Raw genomic sequence first — 20,708 nt, forward strand, 5'->3', positions numbered from 1 at the left:
GATGGTGAAGCGCTCTTTTGCCCCGCTATGCTCCCTCTTGCGCACAAAGCGCGAACGATAGCTCACAAGGAGGGACATCGCTATGAACGAAACTTCTCTTAAACTCGACCGCCGCGGCTTTCTCGGACTCGGCGCCGTGGCCGCCGTAGGCGCCATGGGACTTGCCGGCTGCGCTCCGAAGGCCCCGTCCGAGTCTTCCCTTTCCGAGACCAGCCCCGCGGCTGAAAGCGGCAATCCGGCCTGGCTGGGAGAAGAGCCCGAAATTGCCGAAGGCGACATCGTCGAAACCATCGACACCGACTTTCTCATCATCGGAGCTGGCACCGCTGGTCTGGCCGCTGCCGGTGCAGCGGGCGATTTGGGCATGGACTTCATCGTCTGCGACAAGGCGAACCAGGTGCCCGAGACCCGCGAGTATCTCGGCGGCGTGAACACTTCTTACGCCAAGGAGAACAACGTGACCGTCGACGGCTCCAAGCTGCTGAACGAGCTGACGCGCTACGCCTCGGGTAAGTGCAATCAGAAGCTCATCAAGCTGTGGATCGACCAGAGTGCTGAATATGTCGACTGGGTCACCGAGGTCATGAAAGACCAGGGCAAAGAAGTCATGCTGGACATGCCGCCCCAGCACGCCACCGGCGGCACCGACTACTATGTGCCCTACGTGCAGCATCTGTGGGAAGAATCCTACGTGCCGCCCATGCGCAACGACGTTATCGCCGAGCGTCTCTCTGGTCAGGGCCATGACATCCTGTTCGAACATGAGATGGTGAAGCTTCTCCACGGCGACGGCACCGTCACGGGCGCCATCTTCAAAACCAAGGACGGCTACAAACAGATTAACGCGAAGAACACGCTGCTTGCCACCGGTGGATATGCAGCCAATCCCGTCATGATGCGCGCCCTGCAGCCCTCAACTGTGGCTTGCTGCACCGCTTCCAGCTTCAACCCCACCTGCACCGGCGACGGCATTCGCGCGGGCCTGTGGGCCGGTGCCTCCAAGGACATCGACGCCGCCCCCATGATTTTCGACCGCGGCGCGGTAGCCCCCGGCGTTGACGCTGGCTATGTGAGCGACGCCGACGACGCGGTGCTACCCGGCAACATCTTCCAGGAGAACATCGGCAGCCAGCCGTTCATGAAGGTGAACCGCCGCGGCCAGCGCTTCGCCAACGAGTCCTCTCCCTATGACTTCATCTGCTTTGCTGCCAACTATCAGCCCGGCGGCGTATGGTGCCAGGTATACGACAGCAACATGATGGACGACATGCTGCGCTTCGAAACCGTCGGCTGCTCGCGCACCGTGCCCTATATTGAAATGGGCATGACGTTTGATGAGTACACGGCTATGTCTCAGGACGCTGGCATCCTCATGAAGGCCGACACCATCGAGGAGCTCGCCGACATGCTGGGTTTCGAAGGTGCCGATAAGGAGAACTTCCTGGCCGAAGTTGAGCGCTACAACGGATTCTTCGACAATCAGGTTGACGAGGATTTCGGCAAGGAAGCCTATCGTCTGTCCGCCATCCGTCAGGCGCCCTTCTATGGCTGCTGGTTCGGCGGATCGCTGCTGACCACCATCGACGGCCTGCGTATCAACGAGAACTGCCAGGTGCTCGACCCCGAGCTGAACGTCATCGAGGGCCTGTACGCCGCCGGCGACGTGTCGGGCAGTTTCTTCTCGGGCAACTACCCCGAGTACATCGTGGGCGTGGCCTGCGGTCGCAGCTCAGTTGAGGGCCGCCACGTAGCCAAGCTCCTGGCCGGTGCCACCGAGTAGGCCTTACGACAAACAACCGCCCTCCCTGGAAACGGAGCCAGATTCTGGCTCCGTTTTTCTATGCCAAACCGCGAAAAGCCGCCCTCCCCCGCAAAGGGAGGGCGGCTCGCTTATTCCGCATGCTTTGAAACCACCTGCTATGCAGCGTAATCGGCGGCGTTCTTGCCGGCTATGCGGCCGAAGGTGTAGATGTCGGTCATGGAGCAGGAGCCCAGACGGTTCGTGCCCATCTTGTGGCCCGCCACCTCGCCGGCAGCGTACAGACCCGGGATAACTGTCTCATCAACGGTGAGCACCTCGGCCTCGGGCGTGATGTGCAGACCGCCCATGGTGTAGTGCACGGCGGGCTTGCAGGCCATGAGGTAGTAGGGGCCATCCTCGATGGTGTTCATCTCGGCGCTGTAACCGAAGTCGGGATCCTTGCCCTCGGCGCAGTACTGGTTCCACTTATCCACCGTTGCCTGCAGCTCAGTCGGGTCAACGCCCTGGGCCTTCGCCACCTCTTCCAGCGTGTCGGCCTTCACGATAACCCCGCGGGACTCGCTGTTCTCGTACTCATCAGCATGTTGTTTGACCAGGCCGGTGGCATCGGCGGCCTTCTGGTTGAACAGCAAGAAGCCCACACCGTCAGTCTGAGCCTTGATGCCGTTGGAAATCACATCGCGGCGGTCGAGCTCCTGGACGAAGCGGTCGCCTTCCTTGTTCACGAGGATGCCGTAGTTCTCCAGACGCACGTCGCCCACGTAGAGCAAAGCGCCAGTCTCGGGGTCACACACCGGGTAAGTCTGGATGTACTCCATATCGATGGTGTCGGCGCCGATGGCCTCGGCCATGACGATGCCGTCGCCGGTGGCCGCCACCGAGTCGGTGGACAAGATCTTGTCGTCCATATCCGGGTTGTACTTCACGCGCATGTCGATGTTCGACCCGAAGCCGCCGGTGGCAAGCACCACGGCCTTGCAGTTCACCGTGGCCTCCTCGCCCGTAACTGCATTCTGCGCCTTCACGCCGGTGATAGCGCCGTCGGCACCCTGGATGAGCTCCACAGCCTTAGTGTTGTCGACGAGCACGATGTTGTCGATCTCGTTCACGCGGTTGGTGAGCTTGGTGGTCATTTCCGAGCCGGAGTGGGTGATGGGGATGATGGAACGCTTGATGTTGTGGCCGCCGAACTGCATGAGGTCGTGCTTCCAGGAGATGCCGCCCTCGTAGGTCAGCCAGTTGGCGGAATCGAGCGCGCCGTTGGCGATGATGGCCACCAACTCCGGGTCGCCCTTGTTGTCGCCACCGACGAGCATGTCGGAGATGAGGTTCTCGGGACTGTCCTCCACACCTTGGGTCACCTGGATCCAGTTGCCCGGCACGGCCATCTCGCCGCCGGACAGGCAGGTGTCGCCGCCGAGCACGCCCATCTTGTCCATGAGTACCACGGATTTGCCCTCGTTGGCCGCCGTGATGGCCGCAGCGAAGCCGGCGCCGCCAGCACCGATGACCACCACATCGCACTCATCGGGCAGCTTCACGTCGCTTACCCAGGCGGCCGGCTCGCGGTGCTTCCACTCGTTGGAATCCTCGCCCAGCGTGTCAAGGGCGCTGCCCACGGCGGTGAGGAACGCCATGGAGGACAGCGTCGCGCCGGAGATGGTGTCCACATCCAGCGTCTGATTGTCGATGATGGTCTTGGTCATCTTGTCCATGGCCACATCTCCCATGCCCGGCGTCTCACGGGAATCGAGCACGGTGATGCGGTCGATGGCACCGTCTTTCATGGATACTTCCACGTTGAACTTGCCGTGCTTGCCCATGCCCTCGCCGATGGCCGTGACCTCGCCTTGGGAATTGGCGTCGCGCTTGGCCGCTTCGGCGCGCTCCTTCTCGGCCGCCTCCTCAGGCGTCATAGGGGCACAGCCCGTAAGGGCCAAGGTGCCACCGAGCGCGGCAAGCGCGCCACCGGTGATGAACTGACGACGTGAATAGCGTTTCATTTTCGGCCTCCCTAGGTCGCACGTGGCGCGCCGCTTTAAGCCCCTCGGCGCACATCCGAGCGGCTTGGGCGAACGAGCGGGCCAGCCGAACCCCTCGCAAGACGCGCCCCCTTCGATGCGTTTCTATCCTATGATGAAAAAGGTCACAGTCGCCAAGCTGTGCCGATACTGTGCCATGCGTCATCGCCCCGTTGCCGAGCGGGTACTATTGACAAGAGTCAGCGGACCTTCTTTCCGCGCTATCTGCAACCTGCTACACTGGACAGCAGGTCAATAAGAGGGGGTGTCCGTGCGACAGACCTATTACGCCATCAATGAGAAGCTGTGCTGCCGCTGCGGTGCCTGTCAGCGCATCTGCCCCCACGGGGCCCTTGTCACCACGCGAGCCATGCCCGCCATCGACCAAGAGCGCTGCCGCCACTGCGGCATGTGTTTCCGCGCCTGCCGCCTCGGCGCCATCACCCGACCCTACGAGCTTTACCGTCTCAAAGATGGAAGACGCAGGAGTCGCACGCGATAGGGGCGAACTTCAGAACCCACTCAATAAGAAAGCGCATGGGGAATGAAGAGGCGCTGGTAAGTGGCGGTGGCGTAGCGGTCGGTCATGCCGGCGATGTAGTCAGTTACCGCGCGCAGATCATCGCCCTCTGAGATGGCGCGGTAGTCCTCAGGCACTTCTTCAATGTGGTCGGCATAGTAGTCGAACAAGTCGCCGATAAGGTGCGTCGCCTTCTCCACTTCGGCCATAACTGGCTCCGAGGTATACACGTTCGCGAACAGAAACGCCCTCAACTCCATCATGGCGTCCCACACCTCGGGACTCATGGCAATGTCGCCCGTCTTTGCCGAGGTGCGTACCATGTCGGTTACCAAGGTCTCGATACGGGCGGAGTGGTTCTTGCCAAGCACCCTTCGCGTCGCCTCCGGCAGGTCGGCCTCGCGCAGAAGCCCTGCGCGGATGGCATCGTCGATGTCGTGGTTCACATAAGCGATGCGGTCGGCCGTGGCCACGATGCGGCCCTCGCAGGTGTCGGCCCGCAAATCCCCCGTGTGGTTCAGAATGCCGTCGCGCACCTCCACCGTGAGGTTCAGTCCCGCGCCGCCGTTTTCGATGCGCTCCACCACGCGCACCGACTGCTCGTTGTGACGGTACAGCGCCGCCGCCTCTTCGCTGCCAGACGCGATGCCCTTATGCCGCGCTAAGCACGAGGCCAGCGCCGCCTCACCCGTGTGCCCAAAGGGCGTATGTCCCAGATCGTGGCCGAGGGAGATGGCTTCGGTGAGGTCCTCGTTCAGCCCCAAGGCCCGCGTAATGGTGCGGGCGATCTGCGACACTTCCAGCGTATGCGTGAGCCGCGTGCGGAAATGGTCCCCCTCCGAGGCCAGAAACACCTGGGTCTTATGGGACAGCCGGCGAAACGACTTCGAGTGCAGAATCTTGTCGCGATCGCGCTGGAAATCGGTGCGCAGCACGTCCGGCTCGGCAGAATAGCGGCGCCCTTCGGTGCCGTCGGCGAAGGCGGCCTCCTCCGACAGCCCCTCGTGCTCCCGCTGCAGCTGGTCTTCGCGATAGACGACGCGCATGGCTCTCCCCTCTCTCGCCGTTTTCCGCAGTGTAGCAAAAAACCGCTGCGACGTGGGGCGGTGCGCGCTTGGGCAACATTGCAGCAACGGTGAGTTAAAGACTGAGGAATAAGCCGCGCCGCGCGCCCGCGTCTGCCGCGCGCAGGAGTAGCCTGTCATCGTAAGACGTCGGAGAAAAGAGCATGCCATGGCATTCTTGAGGATACGCAAAGTAAGCGAGCACGACCAAATCGGCTATTTCGCTCCGAAGACCTGGGAATTTTGGCGGGCTCTCATCGTGGCGTTTTGCCTGTGCTGCATCATCGGGCACTGGCTGGAGATGCCCTATTGCTGGCTGATGGACAACTTGTTCGGCATCGTGGAGGACGACTACGCCGTGTGGAGCGATCCGTGGTACCACCCCTACTGGGTCTACGGGTTCGGGGCGGTGTTCATGACGCTGCTCATCGAACCGCTGAAGGAGCGCTTCATCATGCGCCGCAAAACGCTCTGGGGCGCCTTCCTGGAATGCTTCGTGGCCGCTATCCTCATCGCCATGGTGCTCGAGCTGGTCATGGGCTGGCTCGTGAACCAGCCCGACCCCGTTACCGGCGAGTACCCGTTCTGGGACAACTCCCAACTGCCCGGCAATGTGTTTGGCCAGGCATGGCTCGTGAACGACTTCTTCATCGGCCTTGCTTCCATGCTCTACGTATGGATCGTCTTCCCACTCATCTGCGAGGGCTTCATGCGCCTGCGCCCGAAAGCGGCCAATGCGGTGTTCGCCCTCATCATCGTCGGCTTCGGCCTGTGCTGCCTCGCCTCCTACTTGGAATTGGCCCTTTGGGAAAAGTACTAGGCCAGCGCCCGCGCAAGCCTTTACAATGGGAGCCGTGAAGTCATTCGGCAGTAGGAGGATTCATGACGGAGACGGCGATGCGGGACATGCTTGCGGAGCTTTACCCGACACCAGAGGATATGGCGGCGGAAATCGCGGAGCTTGTGGGACGCCTGTCCCTGCCGCGGCCCACAGAGCTGTTCGCCTCGGACATCCACGGCGAGTACAACGCCTTCTCCCATGTGCTGCGCGGGGGCTCCGGCGCCGTGCGCGCGCTCATCGAAGAGGCTTTCGGCGGCGATTTGAACGACGGCGAGAAGGCCCGCCTGCTCGCCTTGATTAGTTACCCGGAAGAGCACTGCGCCTTCGCTTTGGAAGGCGTCGAGGACGCCGCGTCGTGGCTTGCCGAGGCCGCGGGCCGCGTCGCCAAGGTGGCGCGCCGTGCCGCAGCCGGCGCCACCCTTGACGATATCCGCGCCCTGCTGCCCGACGGGCTGGCCATCGCCGAAGAGCTCGTAGGCGCCCGCACCACCCCGGCCAAGCGCGCCTATCGCGAGGCCATCGTCGCGAGCCTGGTCGAAACGGGCCAGGGCGTAGCGCTCATCGCAGCCCTCGCCACGCTCATCCAGCGCCTCTCCGCAGGCCAGTTGCACCTCGTGGGCGATGTGTACGACCGCGGCCCTGCGCCCCAGCGCATCATGGACGAGCTGCTCGCATATCCCAACGTCGACGTGCAGTGGGGCAACCACGACATTCTCTGGATGGGCGCCGCTCTCGGCCAGCCGGGCAGCGTGGCCAACGTGGTGCGCATCTGCGCCCGCTACGGCAACCTCTCTATTCTAGAAGACGCCTATGGCATCAACCTGCGCCCCCTCGCCGCCTTCGCCGCCGAGGCCTACGCCGATGATCCCTGCACCGCTTTCGCCCTGAAGGGCAACCCCGGCCTCTCTGCGGAGGAAACGGCTCTCACCGAGAAAATTCAGAAGGCCATGGCCGTCATCCAGTTCAAAGTGGAGGCGCGCCTTATCGCCGAAAATCCCACGTTTGGCCTGGAAGACCGCAATTTGCTGCATCTCATCGATCGCGAGCGCGGCACTGTGGTCGTAAACGGCGTGGAATACGAGGTGCTCGACACCTACTTCCCCACGGTGAACTGGGACGACCCCTACGCGCTCACGCCGGCTGAGGAGAGCGTCATCGGCGCGCTGTGCGATTCCTTCCTCGGCAGCGAGCGGCTACAGCGCCATGTGCGCTTCTTCCTCGATTGCGGCAGCCTTTACAAAATTCAGAACGGCAACCTCATGCTGCACGCCTGCGTGCCTCTGGCCCCCGACGGCAGCCTGCTCAAAGTAGAGCTGTTCGGCGAAACCTACTGCGGCAAGAGCCTTTACGACATGGTGGACCGCTGCGTGCGCGACGCGTTTTTGGAAACCGACGAGGCGGCCAAGAAGCGCGGCCTCGATATGCTGTGGTACCTCTGGCTGGGCCCCGGCTCGCCACTGTTCGCCAAAAGCAAGATGGCCACCTTCGAGCTGTACCTCATCGCCGACAAGGCGGCGCGCAAGGAAGTGAAGAACGCCTTCTACTCGCTGCTCGATGACGACACGGTCGTCGACGGCATCTTCCGCGACTTCGGCATGGACCCGGCCACCTCACGCATCATCTGCGGCCATGTGCCCGTGAAGGTGAAAGACGGCGAGGACCCGGTGAAGGCCGGCGGACGCGTGCTGTGCATCGACGGCGGCTTCTCGAGCGCCTACCAGAAGACCACGGGCCTGGCTGGCTTCACGCTCGTGTCCAACGCCGAGGGCCTGTTCCTCGATGCCAACGAGCCTTTGGCCTCCCGCGAGGCGGCGGCAGAAGGCGCGGCGGACATTCGCGCGAACCGCCGCGTACTGGCGCTTTACGACGAACCACGCACGGTGGCCGACACCGACGAGGGCGCGCGCATCCGCGAGCGCATCGAGGTGTTGCGCGAGCTGCTTTAAGCTGACCTGAACTATCAACGATAACCCGAGGACAACGGACGTCTGACGCCCCGGCGGCGTTGGCGTCCGTTTTCTTTCGCCCTATCGTCGCTTTCCCCATAGCTTGCCCGAGCGGCCGGCATTCGACAAGCCGCTTGCTAAGGTTTCCTCGACAAGCAAAACCGTCGCGTCGTGCCCTGCGCGCTGGCGTGCCGGCCTCGGAAAGGAGAAGCAAGCTATGAACGCACCGAAACGCGCCTCGGCTCTCATCGCCGCCGCAGCGGCGGCCCTGCTCGCTTTCGGCCAGGTGCCCGTCGCTTTTGCCGCCGACGAGAATCCCGAGACGATTCCCCAGAGCGCTTCCGCGCAGACGACGCCGACCGCAGGCGAAGCCGCTCTAGCCACCGCGGATTCAGCGGCCGACGTTGCCCAGGTGACCACCTCCGACGGCACGGTCACCAGCTACCCGAGCCTGCCCGAAGCCGTTGCCGCCGCTCCAGCCGGCTCGACGGTCACCCTGCTCGCCGACGTCAGCCTTCCCGCCCAATCGGGCGCCTCTAACCGCCCCGTGCTTCAAATCGACCACGGCATCACCTTAGATGGCGCCGGCCATACCCTCACCGTGGGCGCCCGCGGCATCTATCTTTTCGGCGGCGATTCGGCCGAGGACACTGCGGCCTACACCTTCAAGAACATCACCATCACCGACCCCGATGCCTTAGGACGCGCGCTCTCGCTGCGCGGCGGCTACAAATCCCTCAAGCTTGAGGACGCCGTCATCACCACCACCGGCACCGGCAACACCCAGGTGCTCACCGTGGGCGGCAACACGCCCCAAACGACGAGCATCGACATCGTGGCCAGCGAGCTTGCGGCCACAGGCGCCGGCTACGGCATCATCACCTTCAATCCCGTGGATATCACCATCGCCGACAGCGACGTGAGCGGCTACGCGGCCCTTTACCTGAAAGGCCCCGACAGCTCGGCCGGTTCCTCCAACTCCACGGTGACCGTGAGCGACGGCTCGAAGCTGACCGGCCACGGGTTTGTCGGCCCAGATGACGCCTTCGGCACCATCGTTTTCCAGGACAGCCGCAACATCAAGGTGAGCGTGACGAATTCGACCGTCACCGCCGATGGCAGCAACGGGGCCAGCCAGGCGGTGGTCATGAGCACGCCCTACACCAGTACCGACACCCCCGCGCAGAACAACGAGGTGACATTCGGCGAAGGCAGCGACGTTAACGCCAAGGGCACCAACAGCGCGCTTGTCGCCGGCAACGGGCAGAAAAACGTCGTCCGTGCCGAAGACGGCACCTACCATCTTGATGGGACGACGGTTGTCGATGGGGGCGGACAGCCCGCACCTTCCGACAACCTTGTCGTGACCGGCGGGCACTGGAATCGCAGCGTGGCAGATTACGTTCCCGCAGGCTACAGCGAGCAGCGGCGCGGGGGCGACACGAGCGACACCCCTTACGCCATCGGCACGACCACCGAGCAGCCCGCGACACCCGATGAGCCCGACAAGCCGGGCACCACGCCGGGCGAGACCGACAACCCGGATAGTCCCAGCACGCCGGACGGCTCCGGCGCGGCAGGCGACCCCGACGGCGCCGCGACCCACCAGGGCGGCAACAACACGGGCACCGATGCCGAGGGCGAGGGCGCAGGCACGGGCGACGGTGGCGCCGAGGACGGCCAGAACGCGAGCGGGACTTCCGGCACATCGGGTTCGACAGCTCGCGCCACGGGCAACAGCACGCCCTACCATCGCAGCACCTCGTCTGGCCAGGCCAACCGCTACGCGGCCATTCCGCAGACCGGCGATATGAACCCGCTTTCGACGCTTGCCCTGGGCATTGCCGCAGCCTCGCTGCTCGCCATGGGCGCGGTGACGATTCGCCGCCATCGTACCGCCAGCGAGCGCTAGCCTTCCATATCACGGGCGAACTCGTCATTTCGCGCGCAAACCCTTCGCCCTGCACGCACCTTCAACAGCCGTCATCTTCGCGATGGCGGCTGTTTGTGCGTCTGCGCAAAATCCTCGTCGCTAAACCGCCCCGTATAGGCTACACTTCTGCTCTGTCGCTTTTTCCTCTGATGTGATTGGGGTGGTTTGAGCTTGTCTGCCAAAGATGCGCTCCCTCCGGGTAGCAAAGACCTTTTTCCGCCGACCCCGCCAGACGGGAGCATCGGCAACCTCCGCAAGAGCAAGATCAGTGCTCTTGGCATCGCTTTCATGCTGTTCTGCCTGGTATCGGCCGGTGCCTTCGGCATCGAGGAAATCATTCCCGCCGCCGGTCCGGGACTCACCCTTATCATGCTTATCGTGCTGCCCTTCATTTGGGCGCGCCCCATCAGCCGCCTTGTGGCTGAGGCCAACGCCGTGCTGCCCCGCGAGGGCGGCATCTACGCCTGGGCCAAAGAGACCTTCGGGGAATTCTGGGGCTTCCAGGCCGGCTGGTGGACCTCCATGGACACCTACATTTCCTCCGGCGCCTACATCGCCATGGTGGGCGGTTACACCTCGCAGCTGCTTGCGCTGGATGACGCCGGCACCTTCGCGGTGAAGCTGCTCGTCGTGGCGAGCTTCACTGTCATCAACCTGGTGGGCCTCGTGGAAGTGGAGCGCATCAGCTCGTTTTTCTCGGTGCTCATCATCGTCGTGTTCGGCATGGCCGCGGTCTTCGGCCTCATGAACTGGCAGACCAACCCCTTCTATCCCATTTTCGCTGCGCCCGATGCACCCATGGCCTGCATCGCCGAGTCAATTAGCCTGGGCATTTGGATGTACTGCGGCTACGAGTGCATCGCTGCCATGTCCGGCGAGTACGAGGACTCCTCCCACAACGTGGCCCGCGGCTTCCGCATCGCGCTGCCGCTCATCGCGCTGTCCTACATCCTGCCCACCCTGGCCTGCCTGGCGGCCTACCCTGAGGGCAGCTGGACGGCCTGGGGCATCGACGGCGGCTTCACCGACGACGTGCTCGGCTACGGCACCATCTTCTCCATGGTGCTGGGGCGTACCGGCGTGGTCATCTTCCTCGTCATCGCCATCATGAGCCAGTGCACCATCTACAACACCTACCTCGCCTCGGGCTCCCGCAGCTTCTGGGTGCTCTCGGAAGACAACCTGTTCCCCAAGTTCATCCGCAAGGTGGACAAGGCCGGACGCAGCCCCTATGTGGGCGTGCTCACCATCGCCATCTCGTCGCTCATCTTCTCGCAGTTCGATTTCGTGGCCATCATCGAGATGAACATCATCTTCATTCTGGCCCGCTACATGTTCCTCGGGTTCATCGTGGTGAAGCTGCGCCGGATGTATCCCGTGGAGAATCGCCCCGCCGACGTATACTCTATCGGCGGCGGCAAGTGGGGCGTGCGCATCTACTCGGCTTTGGCCTTCGGCATCGCCACCTTCGCCCTGTGCCTGGCCCCCGTGGAGAACTTCTTCGCCACCGTGCTGTTCTTGGCCTCGGGCGTCGTGGCCTACGTGGTGTTCAAGCGCTTCTACGGCGGACTCGCCTGCGAGAACCCCGAGGCGCATCCGATCGACCCGAAGACGCGCCTGGCTGTGGGCGACATGCGCCGCATCGGCCTGTTTTGCCTCATCATCGTCGGCCTGTTCGTGCTGAATCTGCTGATGAACACGCTATTCCTGTAAGCCCTTTCAGGCCGCGTTACTCGACGCGGATGAGAGAGAACACCTCGGCATCGGTGACGTCGGCGAGCAGCGGCCGCGGGTTCAGGAAAGCGAGCTCCATGAAGAATCCCAGGCCAGCGAGCTTGGCGCCGGAGCGTTCCACGAGGCGCGCCATGGCAACAGCCGTGCCACCCGTGGCAATAAGGTCGTCGATGACAATCACCACGTCATCGGGCGTAAACGCATCCGCGTGAACTTCCAGGGCATCGGAGCCGTATTCCAAATCGTAGCTCTCGCTGATGGTGGCGCGAGGCAGCTTGCCCGGCTTGCGAGCGGGCACGAAACCAGCGCCCAGCCGATAGGCCACCGCCGAGCCTACCATAAAGCCGCGGGCCTCGGCACCGACGACCTTGGTCACGCCGCGGCCCATGAAATGCTCGGACAGATCGTCCACCACCGCCGAGAAGGCCTGGGCATCGGCCAGCGCCGGTGTGACGTCTTTGAACACAACGCCGGGCTTCGGGTAATCTGGGATATCGACGATGAGGTTCTCGTAGGGCCGCATGGGGGGCTCCTTTCTCGCTTGCTCGCGGCTCCCATTGTCCTCCACTTCCGGCGGAATGAACTTGGGGGCCCGCTTTTCACAGCAAGCCGTAACCTGCCGCTGCGCTAGTCTTCTAAATCGCCCTCAAGCGCGCGGCGGCGCTTGATGGCCGAGTGAAACTGAAGTGCGAAAGCGCCAAAGGCCACCATGAATCCGAGGGTGAAGTAGACGACGCCGATGGCAAGGTCGCCGAGCCACACGACCTCGTCAAGCCCGACGATCTGGATTTCCGCGACAATGCGCAGAGCCACCGAGAGCGCGCAGATTACCGCACCCGTTGCCACGGAAAGCAAGGCCACGTACCCCCAGGGAATCCTGTCGACCGCGGCAAGACGCGTGCGGCTGCTCACGACCCCGTGCTTCGTCTCAAGGTAGCTGGAGACGAAGCAGGCGATGAGGATGCAAACGAACAGGAGCATCGCCGGGTCGAAGACGCGCTCGCCCACTGCCGTGTAGATCGGCGTGTCCGTCACGTCGGACACCTGCTCGAGCATGATGCTGTAGTAACAGCAAACCACCGAGCCGATCAGCAAAATGACAAAACCGATCTTCGCGAACCGGTTCCCCTCGGCTTCGAGGCGCTCGTCTTTGGGGCCCATATACTCGTTCCATTGTTTGATGAGGTTCATGATGCGCTCCTTCTAATCCCAGAACAAATCGTTCAGCGTCTTGCCGAGCGCAAGACAGATGGCTCGGCAGAGTTTCAAGCTCGGGTTGTAGCGGCCGGCCTCGATAAGGCCGATGGTCTGGCGCGTCGCTCCAACGCGCTCGGCCAAATCGGATTGCGACAGCCCCGCTTCCATACGCGCCGTCTTCATACGCAGGTTCTTCTCCCCTTCCAAAACGCTCCCTTCTTTCGATGAGCCCATGCGCGGGCATTCTCGCTGCAGACGCAGCGTGCGCTCATGGCCAACAATTCGCTACCTGTCCGGGGCGGACCTTCACATCAGGCGCTTCGCCCGCCGACATGCAATATATACCTTACATTTGCAAAGTATATATTACATTTCTTGGAAGTCAATGCCCTTTTGCCTAAACAGCGCCCGATTTGGTCACAAAAAGTGCGATTGTGCGAGTCCTTCCGGAACTACCAGCTCTTCTACTACACGTATATCGTTAAATTTCGCTCAGATTTGCACCGCTGGCACTCTTCCTGAGCCATTGACGCGTTGCATGAACTCGCTCAATCGCAATTTCGTGGCAGAAATCGCTCATTTAGTTGACAACAACCAGCCGTCCAAATCGCCTGAGGGCGCAATGAGTATCATCGCGAGAGCGAGAAAGGGGTATTTGTGACCAGCCAATCGCCCATGCCGGAACAATCGCCTCATCCGAAACCGCGCATCCTGGCCATCTTCGGCTCGCTGCGACGGCTCCCCCGCCGTCATCATCGGCAAAACCGCCACCGTCAGCGGCGTCGGCGGCTCCAGCTGTGCACGCTACAGCCACGGGGAGCTCCTGCCTACGTTCGACTTTTTGCAAATGCACCTCGTGCCCGCCACTTTCACCAGCATGAGCTTTACCCGGACCATGTTCACCACCAGCACGCTGGACCTCGATGATGCCAATAAAGCCTCGCTCGAAAACCAAGCGACAGCCCTCCTGGCAGATCTGGAGAAGCAGATTTCCAAGCAAGCATGACGGCGCGCGCTTCAAAAAACCGAGGCCACATGAGAAGCCCGGCCATCACGGGACGGCACCTACGCAAAAAGCTGGCCGCTATCTTTGCGAGACGCCCACCACAATCCCCTCGCCAACAAATACACCGAGCACGGCCCGAAGCAGCGGAGGGACCTTAACGCCGAGGGCCGTCTCAGATGTCGTACATACACGCGAGAACAATCCCCAGCAAAACCGCTATTGCCGCATAACCGAACATTGCCGTTACGCCAAAAGCACCAAGGAGAGCGCTTCCAATTATAGGAGAAATACAAAGGTTTAAATCGGGCCCTATATAGTAGGTGTTGGCCGCTTTGCCCACCGAAGCCTGATCGACGTCTCTCACCGATTGCGCTTGCAGAACGGAGAACAGCGCCCCTTGGCCCAAGCCCAGCAAAGCGCCCGCAAGGCATACCATGGCCGTATTGGACATAAACATAAGAATCACCACAGCAGCTAAATCTGCTGCGAGCAAAGGCAGGGCAATCTTCTTTAGATCCACCGAATCAGAAGCCCTTCCAAAAATGGGTCTGCCCAAAAGCGCCACGCAGGCGTAAAACGCAAAGAAGAGCGTAGGGTCCGCAATGCCCCTGTCTTCTGCGGCCACAATGATGAGCGGCATTGCGACTCCAATTGGCGCGGCCGACAATCCTCCTATCAGGCAATATGGAAGAGCTGGCTTGTATATAAATCCTTTCAGATGGATGCTCTTTCCTATTTCTGCCCAAGTCTTCTTTCGGCCCACGTCAGGCTTCGGCGGCCTCTTCAGCGCAACGGCGAGAAGCAATGCCACGAGCAAGAGCGCGCTAGCCGCCACGAAGCTGTTCTGGTATCCGAAAAGAATTCCTATTCGCTCGGCAACCATCGGCCCAAATGCGCTCGATGCGACAGAGGACATCCCCATCCACCCCATCCCTTTGCCGAGCTGCTCCGCCGGCACGATGACCGTCGTTATAGACGCAACGCAAGCAGACCTTAGCGCAAACGAGACACCTTGGACCACCCTGCACAAGCCAAGCATGAGCGAGCTTTCGAAAGCCGAACAGCCGAGCGTGGCGAGAAAAAAGAGAGCTGCGCTAGCGACAAGAAGCGTTTTCTTGCTAAAAAGATCGGCGACGGCGCCAATAAAGGGCCTTGAAGCGAAAGACGACCCGGGATTCAAACCCGCCAGCACGCCGGCAACCGCGTACGAAGCACCGAAGGACAGTGCGTAAACGGAAACAATTGAGTTCGTCATGTACGCAACCAGCTGATACAGGACATCGAACACAAATAGATTAATGAAACTCACAGTAAAAAGCCTGCGTCTGGCCACTTTGCCACTCCATACGAAAGACCCGTTTTCCGTATTGAAGTGTACCGACCGGCTTGGGGCAAAGATACTGGCGCCCCCTACAAAAAAGCAGCCCCAAATTAACCAACCGGGCTATTTTGTCCTCAGTTTTATCGACGGCCTCTTCGGAAAGCTGTCGGCATACACGCGCGCCGCCTTTGCCCTCTCGGCCTCCCCTCCGCCCATCATCCCCTTAAAGCACCGTGTCGCGCAGATAGCCGTAGCCCTCAGCTTCCATGCAGTTGGCGGGGATAAAACGCAGCGCCGAACCATTGATGCAGTAGCGCTGGCCTCCCAAATCAGCAGGGCCGTCGGGAAACACGTGGCCCAGATGACTGTCGCCCGCAGTGCTGCGCACTTCTACGCGCGGCATGCCGGGAATGGACTCGTCCACCGACTCCTCGACGACGCTCTCGGCCAGAGGCCGCGAAAACGACGGCCAGCCGCAGCCGGCATCGAACTTGTCCCGCGAGCTGAACAGCGGCTCGCCCGTGACCACGTCCACGTAAATGCCGTCCTCAAACTGCTGGTCATAGGGGTGCGCATGGGGCCTATCCGTGGCTGCCTTTTGGGTTACCTCGAACGCCTCGGGCGTCAGCTTCTCGCGAATCTCTTCATCGGAGGGCCGCTTATAGCCCTGCTCGGCGATGGCGAAATCCGCCGCGTGCTCTTCTGAGAAAGCGCGTGCATCGGCCAGGTTCACATGGCAGTAGCCGAAGGGGTTGACGCCCAGATAATCCTGGTGGTAGGCCTCGGCAGGGTAGAAGTTTCGCAAAGGTCCCGCCTCGATGCGCGGATTCTTGCCGCCTTTGCGCGCGATGCCCACGAGCGCCGACACCACCGCGTTACGGTCGGCTTCGCGGGTCCAGTAGATGCCCGTGCGGTACTGGGTGCCGCGATCGTTACCCTGGCGGTTGAGCGAGAAGGGGTCCACGGTGCGCAGGTAGGCCGCCAAAAGCAGCGGCAGCGGCAGCACGTCGGCATCGTAGACGACCCGCACCGCCTCGGTGGCCCCCGTCTCGCCCGAGCAGACCTCTTCATAGGTCGGCACTGTCACGGCGCTGTTCGCATAGCCCACTTCAGTTTCCAGCACGCCGGGAATGCGCTTCAAGTACGCCTCAGTGCCCCAAAAGCAGCCGCCGGCCAGGTAAATCTCGCGTTTGTTCATAACGGGTCCTTTCGAAAACATCCGCCCATTATTTCGCATCGGAAGCCACCGGCGCGCCGTCTCGCCGCGCGCCCTCGGCCGGCTCCCTCCTCATATGCGCTTCTTCACGGTAGCAAAGGACTCGGTGCTGCGGCGCGCCGGACCGAACATGCAACGACCCTGTTGACAAATGTCAACGAGACAGGCGACGAATTGCGCTTCCGCAAAGTGACTGTTGGACATCGCCCCGCCAACGACCCCGGCGCCTGCCCCTCAACCGCCCCGCCGAAGGAGTAGCGTGAACGCAAATCCGCCTTGCCGCGCATTACTTATCGCACGTCAACCAGCAAAAGGAAGCGTCATGGCCCAAGCTGCACCCGCCATCCCCACGGGGCGCGCCATGAACATCATGGTGGCGCTCATGCTTGCCAGCAACCTGTTGGCCTCGTTCAACCAGTCCCTCATGAACATCGCCCTTGACACCGTAGCCACCGACTTTTGCATCAGCCTCTCAGTGGCCAACTGGCTTGTGCTGGGGTTCACCATCGTAGCCGCCACCGTCATCACCATGGCCGCCTCGCTTTTGAAGCGCTACGGCATTCGGAAGGTGATGCTGTTCGGCTACGCCACCTCGCTTGTCGGTTCGCTGTTGGGCGTTTTGGCCTTTGACTTCCCCATGATGCTCGTCGCCCGCCTCGTCCAAGCGCTCACCGTGGGGCTGTTCTTCCCTGTGGTCACCAGCGTCATTCTCACCCTGGCGCCTGCGGGGAAAAGCGCTACCATGCTCGCCCTCAACAGCGGCGTTATCGGCGTGGGCCTCGCCTTCGCGCCGCTCATCGCCGGCGCCGTGCTCACCTACGCGGGTCTGCGCGCGCTCTTCCTCATCCCGCTTATCATCTCCATCGTCCTGCTTGTGCTCGGGTTCTTCTTCTTGCATGACATTTATGCTCGCGAGAACAAGACCGTCGATGTGCTCAGCGTGGGCTTGAGCTTCGTCGGCCTCGGCGCTTTCATTTTCGGGCTGAACGAAGTGACCCACGACATGCTGCCCTCTCTTGGCTTCATGATTGTCGGCGCGCTCGTTGTTGGGCTGTTTGTCTGGCGCCAGTTCTCTATCGCCGATCCGCTGCTGAATCTGGCGCCCCTGAAGCACGGGCGCTTCGTGCTCGGCGAGCTGCTCATGATGCTCGGCTACATGGGCTCTATCTATATGAGCCTGCTCGTACCGCTGTATTTGGAGGGCACCGCCGGATACAGCGCCTTCATCGCCGGCTGCCTTCTGTGCGCGCCCATCCTGTGCTATGCCGTCTCCTGCTTTATCGGCGGGCGCATCGAGGACAAGCACGGCGTCTGGCCGCTCATCCCCCTCGGTTTCCTGCTGCTGCTCGGAAGCTACGTGGCTGTGGAATTCACGTCAGCGCGAATGCTGATCGTTCCGATGATCGCGTTCGTCGCCACCTCCTATATCGGCGTGGGCCTCGTGTTCCCCACGCTGAAGGCGGTGGATTTGGGCGCGCTGCCGAAAGCGATTTACGCCCACGGGTCGTCCATCCACTCCACCCTGGTGCAAATTGCGGGATCCATCGGCTCGGCTCTGTTCGTGGGCATCATGTCCGCCGACACCGACCGCCTTGTGGCCCAAGGCATGTCCAAGGCCGACGCCTATGCCTCGGGCTTCTCCCACACGCTGCTGATTTCCATCGGCATTCTCGCCGTCGCCTTCGTCGCATCGGTCGTGTTCGCCCGCATCATGCGGCACAAAAAGCAGGCGGCGACCCCCGCGCCCTCCCAGAGCTAGACTTGGCGCGCGCCCTGCCCCGGCTGCGTGCCCTGCCCCGCCGCGCGTTTCCCGCTCCCGCCGCGCGCCCTGCCCCGGCTGCACGTGCCCTGCCCCGGCTGCGCGCGCCCTGCCCCGGCTGCGTGCCCCGCTCCCGCTGCGCGTTTCCCGCTCCCGCCGCAAACCATGCAAAAGTATGGCCATCGCCGCCCGTTCCATACAAAAGCGGCTCCATCTCCCTTTATTCGCGGCGCAAACTATACAAAAGTGCGGTTTGCGCCAGGCGGCACAAGCGAGGGAGGATGGGAAGGGGCTTCCGTCGAGGGGCTTCCGTCGAGGGGCTTCCGGCATGGGACTTTCGGGGCGGGACTTTCGGGGCGGATTATCCGGGCAGGGCTTTCGGCGCGGGAGGGCGAAGGGGAGGGGCTTTCGGAGCAGGGCTTTCGGGGCGGGAGGGCGAAGGGAGGGGCCTTCTGCGCGAGGCTTTCGGCGTGGATGCTCGGCGCAGGGCCTCCGGCGCGAGGCTTTCGGCGTGGATGTTCGGCGCAGGGCCTCCAGCGCGAGGCTTTCGGGGCGGATGTTCGGCGTGGGACTTTCGGCGGGGGTTTTCCACGCGGGCTGTTCAGTCGGTTGCGGGGCTGCTACAATGGGGCCACTGTTTCGGCGGAGCCTTTGGCAAGCGACGCCTCGAGAAAGGCACGGTGCATGAAGAACTAGCGATGCCCTCTGGGCCCCATCACGACCTTACCGTTCTGGTCGCGCTTTGGGCGCCGCATCGCTGTGTATTCCGCTCCGGCAACGTCACGTGCCACTCCCACGCCAAGCACTCGCGCCCAGCGCGGCCCTTCCCTCAGGAGGACCGCCATGCAATTGAATCTTAGCCACATCACCTATACCTATCCCGGCGCATCGGAGGCGGCCATCGCCAACGTAAGCGTCACCTTCCCTGCAGGCTGGACGGGCATCATCGGCGACAACGGCTGCGGAAAGACCACGCTGGCCCTCGTTACCGCAGGGCTCATCGCACCCGACACAGGAACCGTCACGCCAAAGCTCTTCGGCGCCTATTGCCCCCAGGACTCCTCCATCGAGCCCGACAATCTCATGGACTTCGCCTCGGACTGGAGTCCCGAGGCCATCGACGCGCGCGCGAAACTCGAAGTTGACGACAGCTGGCTATGGGATTTTCCGAACCTTTCCGGCGGCCAGCAGAAACGCGTTCAGATCGCCTGCGCCCTCAGCCGCCGACCCGACGTGCTCATCATGGACGAGCCGACCAACGACCTGGATGCCGCCACGCGAGCCATGGTGGCCGAAGCGCTGGCGTCGTTTCAGGGCGTCGGGCTGCTCATCTCCCACGATCGCGCGCTGCTGAACCGACTGGTCGGGCAGTGCCTCACCTTCGAAGACGGGCGCGCGCTCATGCGCCCCGGTGGCTTTGACCAGGTATCGGCTCAGACGGCCTCGGAACGCGAGACGGCCCTTCGCGAAAAAGCGGCGGCCAAGCGCGAGGCCCAACGCCTGCGCGCCGAGGCCGTGCGTCGCAGCGAGGCAGCCAGCCAGTCGAAGGCGCGCTTGAGCGCGAGCAAGGTCGCCAAGGGGGACAGCGACACCCGCGAGCGTCTTGGGCGGGCGAAGGTGTCCGGAAAAGACGGCATCGCCGGCCAAGCCTCCGCCTCGTTCGCCTCGCGCCTCCAACGAGCAGAAGAGCGCGCCGGGGCTATCGCGGTTTCCAAGCGCTACGACTCGCGCATCTCCATCTACGGCGGGCCGGCCTCAGCGAAGACCGTCGCCCACTGCGAGGCCACGGTGCTGCACGCCGGCGACTTCTCGCTGCGCGTCCCCGAGCTTTGGGTGGGCCACACCGACCACATCGGCCTGGCCGGCCGCAACGGCACGGGCAAAAGCACGCTCGTGCGCCACCTGCTGTCCCGCGTGCCCGAAACCGTGCGCGTCGCCTACGTGCCCCAAAGCGTGAGCGAGGCGCAGCGGGAAGGCGCCCTGGCCCGCCTGCACGCCATGGATGCCGCGAGCGCCGGGCGGGTGCTCGGCCTGGTGGCCGGACTCAACTCCGATCCCGACCGCTTGCTCGACGGCGCCGACACAAGCCCCGGAGAAATGCGCAAGCTCATCTTGGCCGAGCAGCTCTTGGGCGAACCCAACCTGCTCGTGCTGGACGAGCCCACCAACCACCTCGATCTCGGCTCCATCGAAGCGCTCGAGGCCATGCTCGCCGAGTATCCCGGCGCGCTCATCCTCGTTTCCCACGACCCCTTGCTGGTGGAATCGGCCTGCTCCCTTCACTGGGCCATCGAGCCGAGCGCTGCCGGCGAGAACACTTTCGAACTCAACGTCCGCTGAAGTGCGCTTCCCGGGCCGGCTTGCTACAATAGGCCTTCGAAAGAACGC

Annotated in this window: 16 protein-coding genes; 9 read left to right on the top strand and 7 right to left on the bottom strand. The window is 62.7% G+C overall.

Features of this window, described 5'->3' with window-relative positions; translation table 11 throughout:
- Window positions 1–82 precede the first annotated feature (82 nt).
- The gene (locus VJ923_RS01995) at window positions 83–1,780 is read left to right on the top strand and encodes an FAD-binding protein (protein WP_326437997.1); all 1,698 of its coding nucleotides are present in this window, start codon (window positions 83–85) and stop codon (window positions 1,778–1,780) included.
- Between the two features lie 137 nt (window positions 1,781–1,917).
- Here VJ923_RS01995 and VJ923_RS02000 read toward each other — a convergent pair whose 3' ends face one another.
- Entirely contained in the window at window positions 1,918–3,765 is a 1,848-nt protein-coding gene (locus tag VJ923_RS02000) for a flavocytochrome c (protein ID WP_326437999.1), read from the bottom strand.
- A 289-nt stretch (window positions 3,766–4,054) separates the two neighbouring features.
- On the opposite strand from VJ923_RS02000, the gene VJ923_RS02005 reads away from it, so the two are divergent.
- Entirely contained in the window at window positions 4,055–4,285 is a 231-nt protein-coding gene (locus VJ923_RS02005) for a 4Fe-4S binding protein (RefSeq protein ID WP_326438001.1), read from the top strand.
- Between the two features lie 20 nt (window positions 4,286–4,305).
- On the opposite strand, the gene VJ923_RS02010 is transcribed toward VJ923_RS02005, so the two are convergent.
- The gene (locus VJ923_RS02010) at window positions 4,306–5,349 is read right to left on the bottom strand and encodes a deoxyguanosinetriphosphate triphosphohydrolase (protein WP_326438003.1); all 1,044 of its coding nucleotides are present in this window, start codon (window positions 5,347–5,349) and stop codon (window positions 4,306–4,308) included.
- Between the two features lie 187 nt (window positions 5,350–5,536).
- On the opposite strand from VJ923_RS02010, the gene VJ923_RS02015 reads away from it, so the two are divergent.
- From VJ923_RS02015 to VJ923_RS02030, 4 genes are all read left to right on the top strand, one after another.
- Window positions 5,537–6,187 (top strand): putative ABC transporter permease, encoded by a 651-nt coding sequence (locus VJ923_RS02015; RefSeq protein WP_326438006.1) that lies wholly within the window; start codon window positions 5,537–5,539, stop codon window positions 6,185–6,187.
- Window positions 6,188–6,249: 62 nt separating this feature from the next.
- Window positions 6,250–8,154, top strand: coding sequence for a fructose-1,6-bisphosphatase (locus tag VJ923_RS02020; protein WP_326438008.1), 1,905 nt, complete (start codon window positions 6,250–6,252; stop codon window positions 8,152–8,154).
- Between the two features lie 217 nt (window positions 8,155–8,371).
- Window positions 8,372–10,066, top strand: coding sequence for a hypothetical protein (locus VJ923_RS02025; RefSeq protein ID WP_326438010.1), 1,695 nt, complete (start codon window positions 8,372–8,374; stop codon window positions 10,064–10,066).
- 309 nt (window positions 10,067–10,375) lie between these two features.
- The gene (locus VJ923_RS02030; protein ID WP_326438012.1) at window positions 10,376–11,800 is read left to right on the top strand and encodes an APC family permease; all 1,425 of its coding nucleotides are present in this window, start codon (window positions 10,376–10,378) and stop codon (window positions 11,798–11,800) included.
- Between the two features lie 16 nt (window positions 11,801–11,816).
- Here VJ923_RS02030 and VJ923_RS02035 read toward each other — a convergent pair whose 3' ends face one another.
- The 3 genes from VJ923_RS02035 to VJ923_RS02045 form a co-directional block, all read right to left on the bottom strand.
- Entirely contained in the window at window positions 11,817–12,344 is a 528-nt protein-coding gene (locus VJ923_RS02035; protein WP_326438014.1) for an adenine phosphoribosyltransferase, read from the bottom strand.
- Window positions 12,345–12,448: 104 nt separating this feature from the next.
- Entirely contained in the window at window positions 12,449–13,012 is a 564-nt protein-coding gene (locus VJ923_RS02040; protein WP_326438016.1) for a hypothetical protein, read from the bottom strand.
- A 12-nt stretch (window positions 13,013–13,024) separates the two neighbouring features.
- Complete coding sequence (locus VJ923_RS02045; protein WP_326438018.1) at window positions 13,025–13,225, bottom strand: helix-turn-helix transcriptional regulator; 201 nt, start codon at window positions 13,223–13,225, stop codon at window positions 13,025–13,027.
- Between the two features lie 649 nt (window positions 13,226–13,874).
- On the opposite strand from VJ923_RS02045, the gene VJ923_RS02050 reads away from it, so the two are divergent.
- Window positions 13,875–14,024, top strand: a complete 150-nt coding sequence (locus VJ923_RS02050) for a hypothetical protein (protein ID WP_326438020.1) — start codon at window positions 13,875–13,877, stop codon at window positions 14,022–14,024.
- Between the two features lie 172 nt (window positions 14,025–14,196).
- On the opposite strand, the gene VJ923_RS02055 is transcribed toward VJ923_RS02050, so the two are convergent.
- The gene (locus VJ923_RS02055; RefSeq protein ID WP_326438022.1) at window positions 14,197–15,357 is read right to left on the bottom strand and encodes an MFS transporter; all 1,161 of its coding nucleotides are present in this window, start codon (window positions 15,355–15,357) and stop codon (window positions 14,197–14,199) included.
- Window positions 15,358–15,568: 211 nt separating this feature from the next.
- A complete protein-coding gene (gene msrB / locus VJ923_RS02060) occupies window positions 15,569–16,543 on the bottom strand; it encodes a peptide-methionine (R)-S-oxide reductase MsrB (RefSeq protein WP_326438024.1) in 975 nt (324 codons plus the stop codon).
- 340 nt (window positions 16,544–16,883) lie between these two features.
- Between msrB and VJ923_RS02065 the strand changes: the two genes are divergently transcribed.
- Window positions 16,884–18,320 carry an MFS transporter gene (locus tag VJ923_RS02065; RefSeq protein WP_326438026.1) on the top strand — a complete coding sequence of 479 codons (1,437 nt, stop codon included), beginning with the start codon at window positions 16,884–16,886 and terminating at the stop codon, window positions 18,318–18,320.
- 843 nt (window positions 18,321–19,163) lie between these two features.
- Window positions 19,164–20,660 carry an ATP-binding cassette domain-containing protein gene (locus VJ923_RS02070; RefSeq protein ID WP_326438028.1) on the top strand — a complete coding sequence of 499 codons (1,497 nt, stop codon included), beginning with the start codon at window positions 19,164–19,166 and terminating at the stop codon, window positions 20,658–20,660.
- Window positions 20,661–20,708 lie beyond the last annotated feature (48 nt).

Origin of the sequence: Adlercreutzia shanghongiae (assembly GCF_035830635.1) — a bacterium.
GTDB lineage: Bacteria > Actinomycetota > Coriobacteriia > Coriobacteriales > Eggerthellaceae > Adlercreutzia > Adlercreutzia shanghongiae.

What these genes read in the sequence shown, in the direction of transcription:
- VJ923_RS02070 (WP_326438028.1), top strand. Translation starts at nt 19,164, where the DNA reads ATGCAATTGAATCTTAGCCACATCACCTATACCTATCCCGGCGCATCG.
- VJ923_RS01995 (WP_326437997.1), top strand. Translation starts at nt 83, where the DNA reads ATGAACGAAACTTCTCTTAAACTCGACCGCCGCGGCTTTCTCGGACTC.
- VJ923_RS02065 (WP_326438026.1), top strand. Translation starts at nt 16,884, where the DNA reads ATGGCCCAAGCTGCACCCGCCATCCCCACGGGGCGCGCCATGAACATC.
- VJ923_RS02010 (WP_326438003.1), bottom strand. Translation starts at nt 5,349, where the DNA reads ATGCGCGTCGTCTATCGCGAAGACCAGCTGCAGCGGGAGCACGAGGGG.
- msrB (WP_326438024.1), bottom strand. Translation starts at nt 16,543, where the DNA reads ATGAACAAACGCGAGATTTACCTGGCCGGCGGCTGCTTTTGGGGCACT.
- VJ923_RS02020 (WP_326438008.1), top strand. Translation starts at nt 6,250, where the DNA reads ATGACGGAGACGGCGATGCGGGACATGCTTGCGGAGCTTTACCCGACA.
- VJ923_RS02025 (WP_326438010.1), top strand. Translation starts at nt 8,372, where the DNA reads ATGAACGCACCGAAACGCGCCTCGGCTCTCATCGCCGCCGCAGCGGCG.
- VJ923_RS02000 (WP_326437999.1), bottom strand. Translation starts at nt 3,765, where the DNA reads ATGAAACGCTATTCACGTCGTCAGTTCATCACCGGTGGCGCGCTTGCC.
- VJ923_RS02040 (WP_326438016.1), bottom strand. Translation starts at nt 13,012, where the DNA reads ATGAACCTCATCAAACAATGGAACGAGTATATGGGCCCCAAAGACGAG.
- VJ923_RS02030 (WP_326438012.1), top strand. Translation starts at nt 10,376, where the DNA reads ATGCTGTTCTGCCTGGTATCGGCCGGTGCCTTCGGCATCGAGGAAATC.
- VJ923_RS02035 (WP_326438014.1), bottom strand. Translation starts at nt 12,344, where the DNA reads ATGCGGCCCTACGAGAACCTCATCGTCGATATCCCAGATTACCCGAAG.
- VJ923_RS02015 (WP_326438006.1), top strand. Translation starts at nt 5,537, where the DNA reads ATGGCATTCTTGAGGATACGCAAAGTAAGCGAGCACGACCAAATCGGC.